Genomic DNA, 17872 nt, shown 5'->3' on the forward strand with positions numbered 1-17872 from the left:
GATCGAAATTCCTGCCTCCTTGAGCGAACCACCGGCCCGAAGGTGCCCGCCCTCCGCGGGCCAAAAAGTCTGCTAGGATATTCCCCGGATAATCCCCCGAAGTTGTGTGACGCCCCTGGAGGGGAGGTGTGAGGCCTATGGCGCGCCGACCGTACGAAGTCGTCGCCGAATGCGAGCTGGCCGGCCTGCCGACCGACGGGGAGACGGCACGCCTGCGTCAGCAGATTGAAGATGCCCGCCGCGACCATCCCTCGGTCGTGAGGGCCACCCTCCACCCGCCCGCCATCTGCCGGCACGGGCGCTACCTGCTGCAGGCCAAGTTTGCGGTGTGGGCGGATGACAGCGCCGCCGCCACGGCCGCCGTGGAGAGGCTGTTGCGCCAGGCGGGAATCCGGGCCCAGGCGTATCCGTCGGGCCGCGCCCTCACCGACACCGACGTCCCGCCCGAGCCCGCTGAGCCGCAGCGGGTGGCGTGAGCGCTGCCGGGCGGCTTCCGCCGCCCGGCGTACCATTTTCGGAGAGGTCTCTCCGGTCGGGGGCGGAGTCCGGTCCACGAGGACGAGGCCCTCGATGTATCTGGTCGGCACCGCGGACCCCGGCCGGCGGTCGTCCCGGATGTCCAGACCAGCAGGAGGCCTGGTCCTCGCCCGGAAACCTGTCCCCGGACGCCTGCTCAGGAGGACTCCCATGCGCCGCTGGTATGCATTGCTGGCCGCATTGGCCTTGCTGGCCTCTCCGGCCCTGGGCGCGGCGCCCGTCACGCTCACCCTGCTGCACTTCAACGACGACTATCAGCTGGGCGCCGTCGACCAGGGCAAGGCGGGCGGGCTCGACCGCCTGGCCACGGTGGTCAAGAGGGTCCGCCAGACCGACCCCGAGGCGATGCTGCTGTTTGCCGGTGACCTCATCTCGCCGTCGGTGGAGTCGTCAGTCTTCAAAGGCGCCCAGCTCATCGACGGATTCAACCGCCTGGGGGTGGACGCCGCCACGCCGGGCAACCACGAGTTCGACTACGGCCCTCAGGTCCTGCAGCAGCGCCTGGCCGAGTCCCGGTTCCCCTGGGTCGTCACCAACGTGCTGCGGCGGGACTTCTCCCGCCTGCCGGGCACCCACCTGGTCCTCACGCGGACGGTTCGCGGCATCCCGGTGGGAATCTTCGGCCTGCTGACCACCGAGACCGCCATCGCCTCCTCCCCGGGCCCCGACATTCTCTTCCTGGACGAGATGGGCGCGGCCCGGGCGGCCGTGCCCCTGCTGCGCCGCCGCGGGGCCCGGGTGGTGATCGGCCTTACCCATGTCTCCATGGCCACCGACCAGGCCGTGGCGCGGGCCGTACCCGGCATCGCCGTGATCGTCGGCGGCCACGAGCACGAACCCCTGCGGGCGATGGTGGACGGCACCCTCATCCGCAAGGCCGGCTCCGACGCCCGCTACCTGGGAGTCATCCGGCTCACGGTCGCCCCCGACGGCGCCACCCTGAACGTCACCGACGAGCTCATCCCCATCACCGACCAGATCCCTCCGGACCCGGCCATGGCCGCCCTGGTACAGCAGTACGCGGCACGGCTGTCCCGCGAACTGGACGTGGTGGTGGCCCGCACCCAGGTGCCCCTGGACGCTCGCAACGCCACCGTGCGGGCCCGGGAAAGCAACCTGGGCAACCTGATCGCCGACATCATGCGGGCGGCGGTGGGCGCCGATGTGGCCATCACCAACGGCGGGGGGATTCGCACCAACGCCCTGTTCCCCGCCGGCCCCATCACCCGCAGGGACGTCCTGGCATGGCTGCCGTTCGGGAACATCGTGGTGAAGATCCGGATCACCGGCGCCACCCTGCGGGCCGCGCTGGAAAACGGTGTCAGTCAGGTGGAGAACCTCTCCGGGCGCTTCCCCCAGGTCTCCGGCCTGCGGTACACCTTCAGCCCCGGCCGACCCCCGGGCCAGCGCATCCTGGAGGTGACGGTGGACGGCCGGCCCCTGGATCCCCAGGCCACGTACACGGTGGCCACCAACGACTTCATGCTCAACGGCGGGGACGGCTACAGCATGCTCCGCGACGCCGAGGTCCTGGTCAGCCCCGCCAGCGGTCCGGTGATGGCCACGGCGGTCATCGAGGCCTTGCAGCGGATGCAGACCGTCGCCCCTCAGGTGGAGGGCCGGATCCAGGTCGCGCCCTGACCGACACCCGCCCGCGCCCTGTCTGGCCGGACCGCCCAGCCGACGGCAGCTTCCCGGCGGAGCCGCCTTCGTGAGCGGTCAGAGGACGTGGGCCAGAAACTGACGGGTGCGGGCATCCCGGGCGTCGCGGAAGATCTGCGCGGGCGCCCCCTCCTCAACGAACTCCCCGGCGTCCATGAAGATCACCCGGTGGGCCGCCTCCCGGGCGAACCCCATCTCGTGGGTGACCACCACCATGGTCATCCCCTCCCGGGCCAGGTCCCGCATCACCGCCAGCACCTCGCCGATCAGTTCCGGGTCCAGGGCGGAGGTGGGCTCGTCGAACAGCATGATCTTGGGTTCCATGGCCAGCGCCCGGGCGATGGCCACCCGCTGCTTCTGTCCGCCCGACAGCCGCGCCGGGTAGACGTCCCGCTTGTCCAACAGCCCCACCTTGGCCAGCAGCCGCTCCCCCAGGGCCACCGCCTGGTCGCGGGACATCCCCCGCACCGTCAGCGGTCCCTCGATGACGTTCTCCAGCGCGGTCATGTGGGCGAACAGGTTGAACTCCTGGAAGACCATCCCCACCCGCATGCGGACCTGGCGCACCTGGGGCCACGCGCGGGCCGTCCGCTCGCCCGACGGCAGCGCGATGCCGTCTATCACCACCGTGCCGGCCGAGGGTTCTTCCAGGTGGTTGAGGCAGCGCAGGAAGGTGCTCTTGCCGGCGCCGCTGCGGCCGATGATGACCACCACCTCGCCCTGGCGGACGTCCAGGCTGACGCCCCGCAGGACGTGCAGCCGGCCGTAGAACTTGTGCAGGCCGCGCACCTGGATGATGGGCTCACCGTTCATAGGCGCGGGCCAGGCGGCCCTCCACCCGGGACTGCAGCGCCGAGAACAGGATGGTCAGGCCCCAGTAGATGGCCGCGGCGAACACCAGCATCTCCAGGGACCGGAAGTACTGGCGGCCGACCTTGGTGGCCCGGAAGGTCAGTTCCCACACCCCCATCACCGACACCAGGGCCGAGTCCTTCAGCATGGCGACGAACTCGTTGCCCACCGGCGGGACGACCACCCGCAGGGCCTGGGGCAGGACGATGCGCCGCATCACCTGGCCCCGGGTCATGCCCAGCGACAGGGCCGCCTCCACCTGCCCGCGGCCCACCGAGAGGATCCCGGCCCGGATGATCTCGGCGATGTAGGCGCCGTAGTTGATGCTGAGGGCGGCCACGCCCGAGGGAATGGCGTCCAGGACGATGCCCAGCTGGGGCAGCCCCAGGTAGATCAGGTAGACCTGGACCAGCAGGGGGGTGCCGCGGATGAACGACGTGTAGAATGTCGCCACTCCGTGGGCGACCGGATTCCCCGACAGCCGCCCCAGGGCGGCCACCAGTCCCAGGACCAGAGCCAGGGCGATGGAGACCACCGACACGCCGACGGTGATGGGGACCCCGCGGGCCAGAAACGCCGCCCACCCCACCATGAAGCCGTAGTCGAACCGAAAGCGGGCAAACAGCCCGCCCAGGGCCACCGCCAGGGCCAGCCACACCAGGACCAGCCTGATCTGCTGCGCCCGCGCAAAGGCGGCCAGCCGACGGCTGACCGCCTGCTCGATGGCCGCCGCCTCACCGGCGTGGGCCATGGTTGGTCCCTCCCCGGACCGCCGCGACGGATGCTACTTCTTCTTGGTCAGGTCCACCCCGTACCACTTCAGGGACAGCCGCGTCAGCGTCCCGTCGGCGTGCATGGCCCGCACGATCTCGCCCAGCCGTTGCACGAAGCGGGTGGGATCGCGCAGGGAGTGGCGGTCCACCGCGAACGCCAGGTGCTCGTAGTACACCGGGTCGCCCAGCAGCCGGATGGGCACCCCGCGCTTGATGGCGAACACCAGGGTGGGCAGGGCCGACAGGACAGCGTCCAGCCGCACGCCGTCGCCCAGGGCCAGATCCTGGATGGCGTCGGCGTCGGTCTCGTAGGTGCGGATGACGGCGTTTCTGACCTTGAACTCCACCGTCTCGCCGACCAGCCTGAGGGTGCCCCGCAGGTAGAGCTCGTAGGTGCACCCGCCGCACACGCCCACCCGCCGGCCGGCCAGGTCGGTCACGGCGCGAAACCGGGTGTTGGCCTTGTGGACGGCGAACTGGGCGGGGGTGAAGTAGTACGGTGGGGTGAAGTGCAGCACCTTCTGGCGGTCCTCGGTGATGGTCATGCTGCCGATGCTGACATCCCACCGGCCGCCCCAGCGTCCGCTGACGATGGCCTCCCACGCCGGCGTGACGAACTGCACCCGGACGCCCAGGCGCCGGGCCACCTCCTTGGCCACGTCCACGTCAAATCCGTCCATCTCGCCGCGGGCGTTGATGAAGCTCTGGGGGGCGTAGTTGGGATCCGTGGAGACGAACAGAAAGCCCCGCGCCAGGACCTCGTCCAGCAGGTCCCGGGGGGCGGCCCCGCCCGCGGGCAGCCCAGCCAGGCCGACCACCAGCGCCACCACAGCGGCTACCATCGGCCGCCTCATGGTCTCCCCTCCTCACCGGCTCTCTGGACCCCGGAGGTGCGCGCTGATCAGCGCGATGTGCTCCGGAGTCGTCCCGCAACAGCCTCCGACGATCCGGGCACCCATCTCCACCCACCGCCGCGCCCACTCCAGATACACCGGCGGGGGATACTCGTCGGTGAACATCCACTCGGGCGGGTCGAACCGGCCGATGTGGGGGTACAGGCCCACCGGCTGGCGGCGGTGGGCCGCCAGCTCCCGCAGCCCCGCGGTGGCGTCGGGGGGAGGCGCGCAGTTCACCAGGAGGGCGTCGGGCTGCAGGGGGCTGAGGGCGGCCACCGCGTCGGCGAAGGTCTCACCGGTGAACAGCCGGCCCCGCTCGTCGCACACGAAACTCACCCACGCCGGCAGGCCGCGCTCGCGGACCGCCTCCAGGGCCACGCGGGCCTCGCCGACGCTGTTGACGGTCTCCAGCAGGATCAGGTCCACGCCGGCGTCGGCCAGCACGTCCACGACCTCCCGGTACTCCCGGCGGGCCTGGTCCGGGGGCGGCGCCAGGTCGGGGCGGAAGCACCACTCCAGGGTGGTCACCGACCCCGCGATGGCCACCGGCCGCCCCCCGGCCGCAGCGGCCCGGGCGGTGCGGGCCAGGGCCACCGCCGCCCGCAGGGCCTGGGCCCAGCGCACGTCCAGGTCCCGGGCGCCGATGTGGCGCATGTGGTCCAGGTCGCGGAAGTGGCCGGCGAAGCTGCGGCGGGTGAGCTGAAAGGTGTTGGTGGTGATGACGTCGGCGCCGGCCCGGATGTAGTCTTCGTGGATGGCGCGGATCTTGTCGGGGTGGCTCATCACCTGATGGTCCGCCCACGACAGGTCCCGGCGGAGGATCTCGGTGCCGATGGCCCCGTCCAGGACCACCACCTGGCCCTTCTCCAGTCGCTCCCGGATGGCGTCGTAGGCACTCATCGGGTCAGCGGGCCACCTCCGCGTCCAGGATCCGGCGCAGCGCGGCGATGTGGGCCGGCGTGGTCCCGCAGCATCCCCCGATAATCCGCGCCCCCGCCCTCCGCCAGATGTCGGCGGCAGCGGCGTAGCGGGCCGGCGGCCACTCGTCGGTGCCCGTGAACTGGGGGAAGAATTCGAACTTCCAGCTGGGCGGGTCGAACCGCCCGATGTGGGCGAATCCGCCCGCGGGCACCGACCCCGCCCGCCGCAGGGCCGCTAGCGCCCGGGCGACGTCATCGGGGGGCACGCAGTTGACCAGGACCGCCTCGGCCCCCTCGGCGGCCACCGCGGCGGCAGCACCCGCGAGGTCCTCCCCTCCCAGAACGCGGCCGTCGGGGCCCAGGACAAAGCTCACCCACACCGGGCGGCCGGTCGTCCGGGCGGCCCGCAGAGCGACCAGCGCCTCCCGCAGCGTGTTCATGGACTCCAGCACGAACAGGTCGACGCCTTCGCCGGCCATGACCTCCGCCAGCTCCCGATGTTCCGATTCGGCCTCGTCGTCCGGAGGGACCAGGTCGGGCCGGAAGCAGTGGTTCAACGGGGACAGCACCCCCGCCACGGCCGGGCGCCGGCCTCCCGCGTCTGCCGCCTGCCGGGCCAGCCGCAGCGCCCGGCGGACCAGGTCGATGGCGCGACGGTCCAGGTCGGGCGCGCCGATGCGCCGCATGTGGTCCCGGTCGCGGAAGACGTTCAGGTAGGTCCGCCGGTTGAGCTGGAAGGTGTTGGTGCGGATGACGTCGGCGCCGGCCCGCACATAGTCCTCATGCACCGCCCGCACGGCGTCGGGGTCGGTCCTCAGACCGTGCCACCGCCACCGGACGCCCCGGCGGACCAGTTCGGAGCCGATCCCGCCGTCCAGCAGGACGGTCTGTCCGGAGGCCAGGCGCTGCCTGACCGCCTCGTAGGCTTCCATGGTGGGATCTTGACGGGTGCGTTTCTCCGCCCCCGCCGCCCTTCCTCCCCGCCGGCCGGTCCCCTATGCTGGGGGCGGGGGTGACCACGATGACTGCCGACCTGGCCGCGGCCCTGGCGGGCTACCTGGCGGGCAGCGTCCTGCCCGGGGAGATCGCGGTGCGCCGCCTGCGGGGCGCCAGCGCCGCCGACCTGCATGACAATCCCGGCGGCGCGGGGACCTGGCGCCTGCTGGGCCCCCGGACCGCCATCCCGGTGATCGCCCTCGACATGGCCAAAGGGGCTCTGGCGGCCTGGCTGGCGGGTCGGTATGCGTCCTCTCCCCTCTCCTATGCCTTCATCGCCACATCGGCGGTGGTGGGCCATAACTGGCCGGTGTACTTCCGGTTCCGGGGCGGGCGTGGGCTGGGGCCCGCGGCCGGTGCCTTGGCGGTCATCCACCCGCAGGTGTTCCTGATCTGCTTCCTGGTCGGCGGCCTGGCCGGGCTGCTGACCCGGTGGGTGCCGACCGTGGGAATCGTGGCCCTCCCCCTGATGCTGCTCGGGCTCGCCCGGGAGGGTGATCCGCAGGCCCTGCTGGCGGCCACCTGCATCTCCGCCGTCGTGGGCGTCCGCCAGCTGCCCTGGCTGTACACCCGGCTGAAGGCGCGCCTGGGGGCCGCCCACCCCTGAGGCGGGCCATGCCTCCGCCCGTCGCAGTTCTCACCGAGAGTACCGGAGGAGTCCCTCCCGATCTCTGCCGGGAGCTGGAGATCGGCATCGTTCCCGTGTGGATCGTCCACAGGGGGCGCAGCTATCGCGACGGCGTGGACGTGACGCCGGAGCAGTTCGACGGGTGGCTGCGGGAGGGCCCTCCGTACCCCACCACGTCGGCTCCTTCGCCGGCGGACTTTCTGGACGCCTACCGGGCCGCCGCCGCGCGCGGGGCGGCGGAGATCGTGGTGCTGGCCCTGCACGCGGGCCTGTCGGGTTCGTGGCAGAACGCGCACCTGGCGGCGGCCGACTCGCCCGTCCCGGTGCACGTGGTGGACACCCGCACCGCCGCCGCCGCCGAAGGCCTGCTGGTGGTAGAGACCGCGCGCCGGCTGCGGGCCGGAGAGACCACCGCGCAGGTTCTGCGGTGGCTGGAGGGGGCCCGCTTCCGGGCACGCCTGGTGGCGGCCGTCCCCGACCTGCGCCACCTCGTGCGCAGCGGACGGGTCCCCGGTCTTGCCGGGACGCTCGCTGACCGGGCGGGGGTGAAGCCGCTGTTCAGCCTCGCTGGAGGCACCATCCGTCCCGCCGGGGTGGCCCGCACCCTGGAGGGCGTCCGCAGGCGCCTGGTAGCCGGTCCCCGGCGGGACCGCTCCCGGACGCGCCGGCTGCTGGTGGCGGTCACGCACGCGGACGCGCCGCTGGAGGCCGACCTGCTGGCGGCGAAGCTGCGGGATGACGTGCGCCCCGATGAGCTGTGGGTGGTCCCCTTCACCCCGGTGATGGCGGCCCACACCGGACCGGGGGTGCTGGGGGTGGCGTGGCTGGGCCTGTCCGATTGACTCAGGCCGACCGGACCCGGGTGACGGTAAACTCTTCTACGGCTCCCAGGGCGCCCAGTTCCCGCACCGCCACCTCCGGGGAGGCGGTGTGCAGGTGGATCCGGACCAGGCCTTCCTGCTCGGCGACGATCACCGCATCTCCCAGGTGGCGCAGGGCTGCCGGAGAGACCGCCGCATGGCCGGCCCGCACCACCACCTGGGTGCAGTAGACGGGCCGGACCGCCTGGGGCGCCGCCGGGGCCGCCGCCGTCGCCGGCGCGGCCAGGGGCAGAGGTTCTTCCGCCCCCGGCTCCATGGCGGTGGCGAGGGCCTGCAGGAACACCACCAGCCCGGCGGCGCCGGCGTCTACCACCCCGGCGGTCCGCAGCACCTCCAGCTGGTCGGGAGTGTGGGCCAGAGCGACCCGGGCCGCCGCGGTGGCGCCGCGCAGCGCCTCCGGGGCGGTGGCGCCCTCCGCGCCTGCGGCGGCGGCGTCGGCCACCGTCAGGAACGTCCCCTCCACGGGATGGGCAACCGCCCGCCGCGCCCGGTGGGCGGCCCGGCGCAGGGCGTCGCGGATGACGTGGGCTCCCGCGGCCGTCACGCCCGCAAATCCCTCCGCCAGCCCGCGCAGGAACTCCGCCAGCAGGACTCCGGAACTCCCGCGGGCGGAGCGGAACGCGCCCCGGGCGAGGGCGTGGCTGACGTCGTTGAGCTCCGCCGGCACTCCCCGCGCCTCGGCCACGGCCGCCTCCAGGGTCAGGGCCATGTTGGTGCCCGTGTCGTGGTCGGCCACCGGGAAGACGTTGAGGGCGTCCAGGCTCTCCCTCACCCGGCGCAGCACCGCCAGAGCGGCCTCCGCCCCCGCCAGCAACGCTTCGCCCGTCAGAGGACGCATCGCCGGCCCCCGCTCACCAGACGTGTGCGGGATGCGGCGGCCCAGCCAGCGCGGAGCCGATCACCGGACGGATAAGTGCAGTCGCTCAGGCCCGCCCGGCCAGCGCCGCTCCCACACCCAGCGTACCCCAGCGGGCCGCCGCCGGACAGACCGGCTCCTGTGCGCAGCGGATCACCATCCGCGCTCGGCCAGACCGGCCCGCACCCGGTCGTGGGCGGAGGCCGCGGCGGAGGCGAGCATCCGGGTATCCGAGCCCACGGAGACGAAGCGGAATCCCTGGTCGATCCGCGCCAGGGCGTCCTCGGCCCCGCCGGCCATGATTCCGGCGACCTTGCCGTGGGCCCGGGCGGCTGCCAGGATGCGCTCCAGAGCCGCCACGAACTCCGGATGGTCGAACTGGCGGAAGCAGCCGAGGTTCGCCGACAGGTCGCTGGGGCCGACGAAGAGCACATCCACTCCGGGGACCGCGGCGATGGCCTCGGCCTGCCGGACGGCCTCGGGGGTCTCCACCTGACACGCCACCAGTACCTGCCGGTTCCACTCGGCCAGGTACTGGGGCAGGTCGCGGCCGTAGCGGCTGGCGCGGGTGCCGGCGACGCCCCGGATGCCCTCGGGGGGGAAACGGGCGGCCGCCACGGCGGCCTGGGCCTGGGACGCAGTGTGTACCAGAGGCACCACCACCCCCAGGGCTCCCCGGTCCAGCGCCCTCTTGATGAGGGCGGGGTCGTTGGCCGGCACGCGGACCAGCGGGGTCACACCGGTCCCGTCCAGGGCTCGGACGATGTCCTCCACCGTCTCCCAGTCGGCCGGCCCGTGCTCGGCGTCGATCACCAGCCAGTCCATCCCGGCCAGCGCCAGGATCTCGGCCACCTGCGGCGAGGGCAGGCTCACCCACTGGCCGATGGCCGGGCGGCCGTCCGCGAGCAACTGCTTCACCTTGTTGACGAGCATGGGACCCTCCTCGTGTGGATGTGACTGGCGACACCACGGATCAGGACGTCTGGTAGACCTCGGGATTGGCCACGTAGGGGGGCCTCCGGCCGGCCAGGGCGTCCAGGACCTGCTCGGCCACGGCCACGGCCATGCGGCGCAGCGCCTCGCTGGTGTGGGATGCCGCGTGGGGGGTCAGAACCGCGCGGGGCGCCCGCAGCAGCGGGTGATCGGGAGGCGGCGGCTCGGTGCCGAAGACGTCCAGCCCGGCCCCGGCCAGGCGACCGTCGGCCAGCGCCTCCGCCAGCGCCCCTTCGTCCACGACTGCGCCCCGGCTCGTGTTGATCAGCACCGACCCGGGCCGCAGGATCGCCAGCTCCCGCCGGCCGATCAGGTGCCGGGTGTCCGGCCTGAGCGGCACGTGAAGGCTCACCACGTCGCACTGCCTCAGCAGGTCGTCGAGGGACTCCGCCCGCTCCACACCCTCCGGCATCTCGGCGACGTAGGGATCGTAGCCCAGCACCCGCATGCCCAGCGCCCGGCAGCGCCGCGCCACCTCGCGGCCCACCGCCCCCACGCCGACGACGCCGGCGGTGCGCCCTGCCAGCTCGATGCCCCAGATCTCGTCGCGGGCCTGCCAGCGTCCCTCGCGCACCGCCCGATCCAGGTCCACCAGGCGCCTGGCCACGGCCAGCAGCAGCGCCAAGGTGTGCTCCGCCACCGACACGGCGTTGGCGCCCGGAGTGTAGACCACCGGGATCCGCCGCCGGGTGGCGGCAGCCAGGTCCACATTGTCCACACCCACGCCGTGGCGGCCGATGACCCGCAGGCGCGGGGCGGCGTCGATTTCCTCTGCTCTCAGGCGGACCAGGCGGACGATCACCGCGTCGGCGTCGGCGAGGGCCGCGCGCACTGCCTCGGGTTCGGGAGCGGGCAGGACGGTGACATCGGCGGACTGCTGCAGCAGGGCCAGGCCGTCGGGGTGGATGGGCTCGGTGAGCAGGACGCGGGGACGTTCCATGGGACACTGCAGGTGTTGGACGTCGGCGACGAGCTTCCCTGGCGACCGCCAGGATAGCGCCGGGGCCCGGCCAATGGCCGGGCCCCGGTCCGCCTGCGTGCGAGATGCCTCGCTAGCCGATGGGCCGCACGCCCGTGGCCTGCGGACCCTTCTGGCCCTGGGTCACGGTGTACTCGACCTTCTGCCCCTCGACCAGCGACCGGTACCCTGCGCCGTCGATGCCGGAGAAGTGCACGAAGACGTCCTTGCCGCCGTCTTCGGGGGTGATGAAACCGTACCCCTTCTCGCTGTTGAACCACTTGACGGTCCCTGTTGCCATCGATCTCCCGCCTTTATCCTGGGCTATCACAGAGCCATTCCGGTTCTGTAACGCCTGCCCAGTATCTCATGGGGCCGGGCAAAACACAAGTGCCAGTTGAGGCGGCACTGCCCGGGGCCCGTGTCCGCGGCGGCCGCCCGGCGGGCATGACACAGGCAAGGCCACGCGGTGCAGACGCCGCCGGAATGGGGTGGACCATGCGCTACGGTCCGGGAATCCTCGCGGTCCTGCTGGCCGCGGCTTTGCTGCCGGCGAGGGCACAGGCGCCGGAGCCGGGGCGCCGGCAGATCGTCACCCAGGGCACGGGGCGGGTGCAGGTGGCGCCCACCGAAGCCGCGGTCGTCGTGGCAGTGCAGGTGCAGCGCGCGACGGCGGTCGAGGCGAGTCGGGAAGTCGCGCGGATTGCCGACCAGACCCTGCGGCGGCTACACCAGCTGGGGATCCGCCGCCAGATGATCCGCACGTCGGGCGTCCAGGTCTACCCGGTGTTCAGCACGCCCCGCGACGGCGCGCCCCAGGTGGCGGGATACCGGGCCATCTACGCGGTGACGGTGACGCTCACCGACCTGAGCCTGGTGGGTCCCGTGATCGACGACGCGGTCCGGGCCGGCATGAATCAGGTGGCGGGAGTGACGTGGGGCTTGAGGGATCCCTCCGCGGCCCGGCGGGAGGCCCTGGCCCTGGCGGTGCGGGAGGCGCGGGAGGCCGCCGAGGCCATCGCCGCCGCCGCGGGCCTGCAGATCGCGGGCGTCGAGCGGATCGTCGAAGAGTCGGCGGGGGTGGAGGTGCGGTCGCTGGAGCGCGTGGCCCCCGCGCCGGGTCAGGCCCTGGTGCCGATCGAGCCGGGGCTGATCACGGTGACGGCCCGGGTGACGATGGTGGTGACGTTTTGAATCCCTCCCGGGAGGAGGGACACGGGCGTCCGGCGGCAACCTCTCGCAGTCTCTGGTGGAGACGAGGGGATTCGAACCCCCGACCCCCTGGTTGCAAACCAGGTGCTCTCCCGCTGAGCTACGTCCCCGTCGTGTGACATTGTAGGTGATCCGTCGTTCGAGAAGCAAGTTTGGAGTCTTCGCGTCTTGTGTCAGGGCTCCACCGTCGGATCGGAAGCAGCGGGGCACGACCTGCTCTTCCGTTTCTGTCCTGATCCAGGCCCGGAATTCGGCGAGCACATCGCGAGTATGAGCCCGCAGCATCCTCTGGCGTCCGGCGGGCTGTTTGGAGACATGGTCAGCCATATGGCTTCCGACAGAGAATGATGTCAGGGGTCACAACGTCCGAGGGATTTCACGAGCCCACCTGCTGAAATGATGGGGTGGCTCCGTAGAGGTCACCTATCCGGACATGAAGCCGTCCGCAACGTCCTGCCTGGAGCGGGTGGCGGTCGATCCTGAGCAGACGGTGAGCATCAGGTTCGCGGCGAAGAAGACAGGCACGTCCGGGTTCGCCTGCCACATGCCCGGCCACTACGGGGCGGACATGAAGGGCACGCTGACGGTCACGTAACCTCGAAGGGAGTGATACCCGTGGCAACCGATCCGGTCTGCGGCATGCAGGTGGACGAGCGCAAGGCGGCCGGGACGTCCGTGTATCGCGGTCAGACCTTTTATTTCTGTTCGAGCGGCTGCAAGGCAGCCTTTGACAAGGAACCCGAGAAGTACGCACAGCACACCGGCCACGCCCACGGCCACTGACAGCCGGGATCGGCGCGAGCTCCTGCAGGAACGGCGTCGGGCGGCGGCCGGAAACACACGTCATCGCGACCCGCACCCTGCGGACCTCTTTCGCGTCAGCAGCCGGGAGGTCTGGACGGGCGGCGCCGCCGGTCCGACCCGGCGTGGGTCCCGGGCGCCTGCCGCGAGACATGCGCCTGCCGGACGAGGAGGCCGAGCCATCCCCGCGCCGTGCCGACCCCAAGCAGCACGCACAGCGCTCCCAGACCCTGCACCGGGGTCAGCCGATCGCCCAGCGCCGCCATGGCCGTGAGCACTCCGATGACGGGGATGAGAAATCCGTACAGGGACCCCCGCACCGCGCCGATCCGGGGGATGTTGCGGTACCACAGGATGTACCCGAGCGACCCCGCGCAGAAGGCGGCGTAGGACAGCTCCAGCCACGCCCGGGCGGATACCCGCCCCCAGGGGAAGGCGACCATCGGAACCCAGGCGATCGGCAGGATCAGAAGCGCCCCGGCCACCACCGCCACGCCCATCACCGTGGCTCCGTCTGCTCCGCTCAGGTACCGCTCCGCCAGGGCGACGCCGGAACCGGTGGCCGCAGCCGCTCCCAGCGTGAGGACGTCGCCCACAAGCGAATCCCGGTACGGTTGCGGGGACGCGGGCGTGTCCCCCAGGGTCAAGGGGAAATGGCTGGCCCCCCCTCCTGCACCAAGCCCCAGGATCACGCGCCCGGGAGCGAGGTGGCTGAGGGTGGCGAAGGCGTGGGCGGTGATGGCGGGGTGCCGGCGGCACACATCGGCGACCAGTGCAGCGTGCACGCTCGCGGTCTCCGGCAGGTTCTCCCGCCGGCTGGCGCAGGATGCTGGCCGGAGGCGGACAACTACAGGCAGAGGTGGCACCCGCCGGAAGGTTCTCCGGGACGTTTGCCCTCCTGTGGCTGGTGGCGCTGCTGGGCTACCTGGGCTTCCAGCTGACCACCGCCGGCCTGCCCCTGTACGCGGTCAGCCTCGGCGCCGACGATGCGGCCGTGGGCCTGCTCAGCGGCGTCATCGCCCTCACCTCGCTGGTGTCCCGGCCCTGGGTCGGCGTGTGGCTGGACCGCGGCGGCGCCCGGGGAGCCCTGGTGATCAGCGGCTGCCTGTTCGCGGCGTCGGCGGCAGGTTTCGCGGCATCGTCCTCGGTGGGGGCGCTCATCGGCTTCCGGGTGCTGTCGGGACTGGGGATCGCGCTGCTGTCCACCGCCTCCCAGCTCCTGGCGGTCGTCCTGGCGCCGGCGCCCCGGCGGGGAGAAGCCCTCAGCGTGCTGGCTCTGGCCCTCAGCCTGGGGCAGGGCATCGGGCCCGCCGCCGGCGTGGCGATGGCCGCGCGGGCGGGCTACCGGTCCCTGTTCGGTGCCTGCGCGGCCGCCAGCGCCGCGGCGGCGCTGCTGGCGATGACGCTGCCGGCCGCGTCTGCGGCGTCTCCCGCCCGCGCGTCGGCAGGAATGTTCCACCGCGGCGTGGTGCTGCCCGGCGTCCTCCTGATGGCCCTGATGGCCAGCTTCGGGGTGAACTTCGCCCTGCTGGCGGTGCACGCCGTCCGCCGGGGCCTGGGCAATCCCGGCGTGGCGTTCACCGCCTTCGCGGCCGGGCAGGTGGCCTCCCAGATCCTTCTGCGGCGGATCTCCGATCGCGTGGGCCGGGCGGCCGCCATCATCCCCGGGCTGGCGCTGGTCGCGGCCGGCATGGCCGTCTCCGGCCTCGCGGGCGGGTGGCTGCTGGCGGCGGGCGCGTTCCTGGTCGGCGCGGGCCAGGGCGTGGCCCAGCCCGCGCTGCTGGCGCTGGCCTCCGACCTCTCGGGGGCAGGCGGGCGCGGACGGGCCCTGGCCACCATGGGCATCTTCCTGGAGCTGGGCATCGGCGCCGGAGCCATTGGCGGCGGGCTGGTGGGCCGGGCGGTCGGACTTCAGACCACCTACCTGCTGGCAGCCGCCGGTGCGGCTGCGGCCGGTGTGCTCGGCGGCGCATGGCTGCGCCGACCGGAAGTCTCACTGGCACGCCGTCTACCCGCGCGTGACCAGGGGTAAGGAGGGAGCGGAACCCGGCGGGGCTGCCGCGCGTACAGATAGGCAGGCGCCACAGGCACCCGAGGAGGACTGGTCCGGATGAAGACCGCACGCATCCTCGCGTCAGTCCTGGCAATCGCCCTGGCGTTGGGCTCGCCGGCCGTGGCCGGCCCGTCGCCCAAAGGCGGGCCGCCCAAACCGATCAAGGTCAAGTCCTACAAGCCCGGAGAGCTCTTCTGCCCGGCCGCCGTCCTGGTGGTGGGCGGCGTGGTGATCCAGCCGGGGCGGTGCTACGTCCTGCTGGTCCTGCGGGACAGCCGGGGGACGTTTCTGGCCTTTGCGGCGCCCGACGTCCGGATCCCGCCCGGCCAGCTGGTACGGCTGAACACCCCGGCAGGAGCCAAACTGCGGGGGCGGATCTTCTACCTGGTGCCGCTGCGCACCACCGTCGCCCTCGTGCCCATGAACTCGGTGGCGGTCATTGCCGTCAAAGAAGAGGATTTCGGCCCGCAGCTGTCGCTGACCTTGATCAGCAGTTCGGCCAACCTGACGGTGGTGTTCAGCGTCCGGATCTGAGGCCGCCCCGACCGGTGTCCCGCTCCTGCCCGGCGGCCTCCCGCAGCGCCCGCAGCAGCCGCTCGGGAGTGATGGGCAGCTCGTAGATCCGCACCCCGGTGGCGTCGGCGATGGCGTTGGCGATGGCCGCCCCTCCCGGCACCACCGGCGGCTCGCCGACGCCTTTGGCGCCGAACGGTCCGGCCTCCGATGGCACCTGGACCATCACCACGTCGGTGGGCGGCACGTCCGCGGCCCGAGGAATCGGGTAGTCGGCGAACGTGGTGGTCAGCAGCGTGCCCTGCCTGTCGTAGATCATTGCCTCCAGCAGCCCCCAGCCGATGCCCTGGGCGGCCCCCCCGCGCATCTGGCCCTCCACGGCCGCGGGGTTGATGGGGAATCCCACGTCCTGGATCACCAGGTAGTCCAGCAGCCGCACCTGTCCCGTCTCCACGTCCACACGCACCCGGGCCAGGTGGGCGGCGAAACCCGGCGACGGGCGGGGAGCCGCGATGGAGCCGGTGCCGAAGATCGGAGCGTAGCGGGCTCCGAAGGACATGCTCTTGCGGGCGATCTCCGCCAGGGCGATGGCCTTCTGTGGCGTGCCCCGCACCCGCACCTGGCCGTCGGCGATCTCCAGGTCGTCCACGCGGGCTTCCAGCTCGCTGGCGGCGATGCTGAGGATCTGCCGGCGCGCGTCTTCGGCGGCCATCTTGACCGCCGCGCCCACCGTGTAGGTGGTCTTGCTGCCGGCGGACATGCCGGCGTAGGGCGCGTGGTCGGTGTCGGCGGTGACGACCCGGACGCTGTCGGGGTCCACCCCCAGCACCTCGGCGGCAATCGCCCGGAACGTGGTGGCGGTCCCGGTGAGGTCCACCGCTCCCGTGATGACCTGGAAGGTGCCGTCGGGATTGGCCCGCACGCAGGCGCTGGCGGACTCCACACCCCCCGGCCAGCCTCCCACCGCCACCCCGTAGCCGGTGCCGGGCTCCCGGGGCCGGGAGGTCCACCGCGGGTGGTCGCGCAGGGCCCGCAGCACCTCATCCAGCCCCATGGGCGGCCACGGACGGCCGTTGGGCATGGGGTCGCCCGGCCGCGAGGCGTTGCGCAGGCGGAACTCCACCGGATCCATCCCCAGCGCCTGCGCCATCAGGTCCATCTGCGACTCGATGGCAAACGTGGCCTGGGGCGCGCCGGGGGCGCGGTACGCCCCGTTGGGGGCCTTATGGGTAAGGACTTCCAGGGACTCGATGTCCAGGTGCGGCGCCCGGTAGTAACCGCCCAGCAGGATGGCGGCGATGGACGCCGGCGCTCCCGGCTGGCAGCCGGCGTCGAAGACGATGCGCGCCTGCAGGGCGACGAGCGCGCCATCCGATGCGGCGCCCGTGCGCAGCCAGATGGTGCACTCCGGGCCCGGGTTGCTCAGCAGGAAGTCCTCCCTCCGGGTGAGGACCAGGCGGACCGGACGGCGCACCGCCACGGCCAGGGCGGCCACCAGCGGCTCCAGCAGGGAGATCTTGCCGCCGAAACCCCCGCCCACCGTCATGGGCACCACCCTCACCTGCTGCTCGGACACGCCCAGGGCCTCGGCCACCTCCCCGCGCACGTAGAACGACCCCTGGGTGGAGCTGTAGACCGTGACCACCCCGCTGGCGGGGTCCACGGCGGCCGCGGTGGCGTGGGGCTCCAGGTGGGCCTGGTGCAGGCGGGACGTCCGGTAGGTCCGCTCGATGACCACCGCGGCCTGCCGGAAGCCCTCCTCGATGTTCCCGCGCGTGAAGCGGTAGCGGGTGGCCACGTTGCTGGGCGCGGTCGCCGCGGTCTCCTCGGCCGCCAGCGTGGCGTGGCCGGCCTCCTCGTCGTCCTCTTCGGCCTCAGCCTCGGGGGCCACCAGCGGCGCGCCGTCCCGCATTGCGTCTTCCGGCGTGAGCACCGCCGGCAGGACCTCGTACTCCACCGCCGCGGCCAGCCGCTCGGCGCCGTCGGCGGCCGCCGCCTCCGACTCCGCCAGGACCGCCGCCACCGGCTGGCCGGCGTAGCGGACCTCGTCCCGGGCCATCATGCGGCTGCCGACGCCGGCCGGCAGATCGGCTTCGGTCACCACCGCCTCCACGCCGGGCACGGCCAGGGCCACCTCGCGGGGAATGCGCCGGATGCGGGCGTGGGGGTGGGGACTGAGCACCAGCCGCGCGTGCAGCATCCCCGGCAGGCGCAGGTCCTCGGTGTACCGGGCCGCCCCGGTGACTTTCTCGCGCCCCTCGATGCGCCTGGTGGGCGCGCCGACTACCCGTGGGTTCATCGTCGCCTCCCCGCCAGAGTGTCCGCAGGCATCATACCGCGG

At 72.7% G+C, this 17872-nt stretch carries 20 protein-coding genes and 1 tRNA gene; 9 read left to right on the forward strand and 12 right to left on the reverse strand.

Annotation, left to right across the window (positions count from 1 at the left end):
* Window positions 1-137: 137 nt before the first annotated feature.
* Both RB150_09265 and RB150_09270 read left to right on the forward strand, forming a co-directional pair.
* Window positions 138-476, forward strand: coding sequence for a hypothetical protein (locus RB150_09265; GenBank protein ID MDQ7820727.1), 339 nt, complete (start codon window positions 138-140; stop codon window positions 474-476).
* 211 nt (window positions 477-687) lie between these two features.
* Window positions 688-2178: a 5'-nucleotidase C-terminal domain-containing protein gene (locus RB150_09270; protein MDQ7820728.1), complete on the forward strand. Its 1491-nt coding sequence runs from the start codon at window positions 688-690 to the stop codon at window positions 2176-2178.
* A gap of 78 nt (window positions 2179-2256) precedes the next feature.
* Here RB150_09270 and RB150_09275 read toward each other — a convergent pair whose 3' ends face one another.
* The 5 genes from RB150_09275 to RB150_09295 are packed head-to-tail and all read right to left on the reverse strand — an operon-like array spanning window position 2257 to window position 6572.
* Complete coding sequence (locus tag RB150_09275; protein MDQ7820729.1) at window positions 2257-3012, reverse strand: amino acid ABC transporter ATP-binding protein; 756 nt, start codon at window positions 3010-3012, stop codon at window positions 2257-2259.
* On the reverse strand, window positions 3002-3802 hold the full coding sequence (locus RB150_09280) for an amino acid ABC transporter permease (protein ID MDQ7820730.1): 801 nt from the start codon (window positions 3800-3802) through the stop codon (window positions 3002-3004). The genes RB150_09275 and RB150_09280 overlap by 11 nt, the downstream gene beginning before the upstream one ends.
* Window positions 3803-3835: 33 nt before the next feature.
* Window positions 3836-4678 (reverse strand): transporter substrate-binding domain-containing protein, encoded by an 843-nt coding sequence (locus RB150_09285; protein MDQ7820731.1) that lies wholly within the window; start codon window positions 4676-4678, stop codon window positions 3836-3838.
* 12 nt (window positions 4679-4690) lie between these two features.
* Window positions 4691-5620, reverse strand: a complete 930-nt coding sequence (locus RB150_09290; protein MDQ7820732.1) for a homocysteine S-methyltransferase family protein — start codon at window positions 5618-5620, stop codon at window positions 4691-4693.
* A 4-nt stretch (window positions 5621-5624) separates the two neighbouring features.
* Window positions 5625-6572 carry a homocysteine S-methyltransferase family protein gene (locus RB150_09295; GenBank protein MDQ7820733.1) on the reverse strand — a complete coding sequence of 316 codons (948 nt, stop codon included), beginning with the start codon at window positions 6570-6572 and terminating at the stop codon, window positions 5625-5627.
* 89 nt (window positions 6573-6661) lie between these two features.
* Here RB150_09295 and RB150_09300 point away from each other — a divergent pair, with 89 nt between their 5' ends.
* Together RB150_09300 and RB150_09305 are read left to right on the forward strand one after the other, a co-directional pair.
* Entirely contained in the window at window positions 6662-7243 is a 582-nt protein-coding gene (locus RB150_09300; GenBank protein ID MDQ7820734.1) for a glycerol-3-phosphate acyltransferase, read from the forward strand.
* A gap of 8 nt (window positions 7244-7251) precedes the next feature.
* Window positions 7252-8106 (forward strand): DegV family protein, encoded by an 855-nt coding sequence (locus RB150_09305; protein MDQ7820735.1) that lies wholly within the window; start codon window positions 7252-7254, stop codon window positions 8104-8106.
* 1 nt (window position 8107) lies between these two features.
* On the opposite strand, the gene RB150_09310 is transcribed toward RB150_09305, so the two are convergent.
* From RB150_09310 to RB150_09325, 4 genes are all read right to left on the reverse strand, one after another.
* The gene (locus RB150_09310; protein ID MDQ7820736.1) at window positions 8108-8983 is read right to left on the reverse strand and encodes a DAK2 domain-containing protein; all 876 of its coding nucleotides are present in this window, start codon (window positions 8981-8983) and stop codon (window positions 8108-8110) included.
* Between the two features lie 171 nt (window positions 8984-9154).
* On the reverse strand, window positions 9155-9934 hold the full coding sequence (locus RB150_09315; GenBank protein MDQ7820737.1) for an aldolase/citrate lyase family protein: 780 nt from the start codon (window positions 9932-9934) through the stop codon (window positions 9155-9157).
* A 40-nt stretch (window positions 9935-9974) separates the two neighbouring features.
* Complete coding sequence (locus RB150_09320; protein ID MDQ7820738.1) at window positions 9975-10934, reverse strand: hydroxyacid dehydrogenase; 960 nt, start codon at window positions 10932-10934, stop codon at window positions 9975-9977.
* Between the two features lie 112 nt (window positions 10935-11046).
* Window positions 11047-11253: a cold-shock protein gene (locus tag RB150_09325; GenBank protein ID MDQ7820739.1), complete on the reverse strand. Its 207-nt coding sequence runs from the start codon at window positions 11251-11253 to the stop codon at window positions 11047-11049.
* 197 nt (window positions 11254-11450) lie between these two features.
* Here RB150_09325 and RB150_09330 point away from each other — a divergent pair, with 197 nt between their 5' ends.
* A complete protein-coding gene (locus RB150_09330) occupies window positions 11451-12146 on the forward strand; it encodes an SIMPL domain-containing protein (GenBank protein ID MDQ7820740.1) in 696 nt (231 codons plus the stop codon).
* Window positions 12147-12199: 53 nt separating this feature from the next.
* On the opposite strand, the gene RB150_09335 is transcribed toward RB150_09330, so the two are convergent.
* Window positions 12200-12274: transfer RNA gene (locus RB150_09335), tRNA-Ala, on the reverse strand.
* Window positions 12275-12597: 323 nt separating this feature from the next.
* Between RB150_09335 and RB150_09340 the strand changes: the two genes are divergently transcribed.
* Together RB150_09340 and RB150_09345 are read left to right on the forward strand one after the other, a co-directional pair.
* A complete protein-coding gene (locus RB150_09340; GenBank protein ID MDQ7820741.1) occupies window positions 12598-12759 on the forward strand; it encodes a plastocyanin/azurin family copper-binding protein in 162 nt (53 codons plus the stop codon).
* A 20-nt stretch (window positions 12760-12779) separates the two neighbouring features.
* On the forward strand, window positions 12780-12947 hold the full coding sequence (locus RB150_09345; GenBank protein ID MDQ7820742.1) for a YHS domain-containing protein: 168 nt from the start codon (window positions 12780-12782) through the stop codon (window positions 12945-12947).
* Window positions 12948-13042: 95 nt separating this feature from the next.
* On the opposite strand, the gene RB150_09350 is transcribed toward RB150_09345, so the two are convergent.
* Window positions 13043-13750, reverse strand: a complete 708-nt coding sequence (locus RB150_09350) for a DMT family transporter (protein MDQ7820743.1) — start codon at window positions 13748-13750, stop codon at window positions 13043-13045.
* 74 nt (window positions 13751-13824) lie between these two features.
* Between RB150_09350 and RB150_09355 the strand changes: the two genes are divergently transcribed.
* Complete coding sequence (locus RB150_09355) at window positions 13825-14997, forward strand: MFS transporter (protein ID MDQ7820744.1); 1173 nt, start codon at window positions 13825-13827, stop codon at window positions 14995-14997.
* A 78-nt stretch (window positions 14998-15075) separates the two neighbouring features.
* Window positions 15076-15552 (forward strand): hypothetical protein, encoded by a 477-nt coding sequence (locus RB150_09360; GenBank protein ID MDQ7820745.1) that lies wholly within the window; start codon window positions 15076-15078, stop codon window positions 15550-15552.
* Here the strand turns inward: RB150_09360 and RB150_09365 are convergent.
* Window positions 15536-17830 (reverse strand): xanthine dehydrogenase family protein molybdopterin-binding subunit, encoded by a 2295-nt coding sequence (locus RB150_09365; GenBank protein ID MDQ7820746.1) that lies wholly within the window; start codon window positions 17828-17830, stop codon window positions 15536-15538. The two genes, RB150_09360 and RB150_09365, sit on opposite strands and share 17 nt — an antisense overlap.
* Window positions 17831-17872: the final 42 nt, after the last annotated feature.

This window comes from Armatimonadota bacterium (assembly GCA_031081675.1).
Classification (GTDB): Bacteria; Sysuimicrobiota; Sysuimicrobiia; order Sysuimicrobiales; family Kaftiobacteriaceae; genus Calidihabitans; species Calidihabitans tengchongensis.

Bases quoted from the DNA above. Each gene is read 5' to 3' on its own strand.
- RB150_09265 (MDQ7820727.1), top strand. From the start codon at position 138: ATGGCGCGCCGACCGTACGAAGTCGTCGCCGAATGCGAGCTGGCCGGC.
- RB150_09270 (MDQ7820728.1), top strand. From the start codon at position 688: ATGCGCCGCTGGTATGCATTGCTGGCCGCATTGGCCTTGCTGGCCTCT.
- RB150_09275 (MDQ7820729.1), bottom strand. From the start codon at position 3,012: ATGAACGGTGAGCCCATCATCCAGGTGCGCGGCCTGCACAAGTTCTAC.
- RB150_09280 (MDQ7820730.1), bottom strand. From the start codon at position 3,802: ATGGCCCACGCCGGTGAGGCGGCGGCCATCGAGCAGGCGGTCAGCCGT.
- RB150_09285 (MDQ7820731.1), bottom strand. From the start codon at position 4,678: ATGAGGCGGCCGATGGTAGCCGCTGTGGTGGCGCTGGTGGTCGGCCTG.
- RB150_09290 (MDQ7820732.1), bottom strand. From the start codon at position 5,620: ATGAGTGCCTACGACGCCATCCGGGAGCGACTGGAGAAGGGCCAGGTG.
- RB150_09295 (MDQ7820733.1), bottom strand. From the start codon at position 6,572: ATGGAAGCCTACGAGGCGGTCAGGCAGCGCCTGGCCTCCGGACAGACC.
- RB150_09300 (MDQ7820734.1), top strand. From the start codon at position 6,662: ATGACTGCCGACCTGGCCGCGGCCCTGGCGGGCTACCTGGCGGGCAGC.
- RB150_09305 (MDQ7820735.1), top strand. From the start codon at position 7,252: ATGCCTCCGCCCGTCGCAGTTCTCACCGAGAGTACCGGAGGAGTCCCT.
- RB150_09310 (MDQ7820736.1), bottom strand. From the start codon at position 8,983: ATGCGTCCTCTGACGGGCGAAGCGTTGCTGGCGGGGGCGGAGGCCGCT.
- RB150_09315 (MDQ7820737.1), bottom strand. From the start codon at position 9,934: ATGCTCGTCAACAAGGTGAAGCAGTTGCTCGCGGACGGCCGCCCGGCC.
- RB150_09320 (MDQ7820738.1), bottom strand. From the start codon at position 10,934: ATGGAACGTCCCCGCGTCCTGCTCACCGAGCCCATCCACCCCGACGGC.
- RB150_09325 (MDQ7820739.1), bottom strand. From the start codon at position 11,253: ATGGCAACAGGGACCGTCAAGTGGTTCAACAGCGAGAAGGGGTACGGT.
- RB150_09330 (MDQ7820740.1), top strand. From the start codon at position 11,451: ATGCGCTACGGTCCGGGAATCCTCGCGGTCCTGCTGGCCGCGGCTTTG.
- RB150_09340 (MDQ7820741.1), top strand. From the start codon at position 12,598: ATGAAGCCGTCCGCAACGTCCTGCCTGGAGCGGGTGGCGGTCGATCCT.
- RB150_09360 (MDQ7820745.1), top strand. From the start codon at position 15,076: ATGAAGACCGCACGCATCCTCGCGTCAGTCCTGGCAATCGCCCTGGCG.
- RB150_09365 (MDQ7820746.1), bottom strand. From the start codon at position 17,830: ATGAACCCACGGGTAGTCGGCGCGCCCACCAGGCGCATCGAGGGGCGC.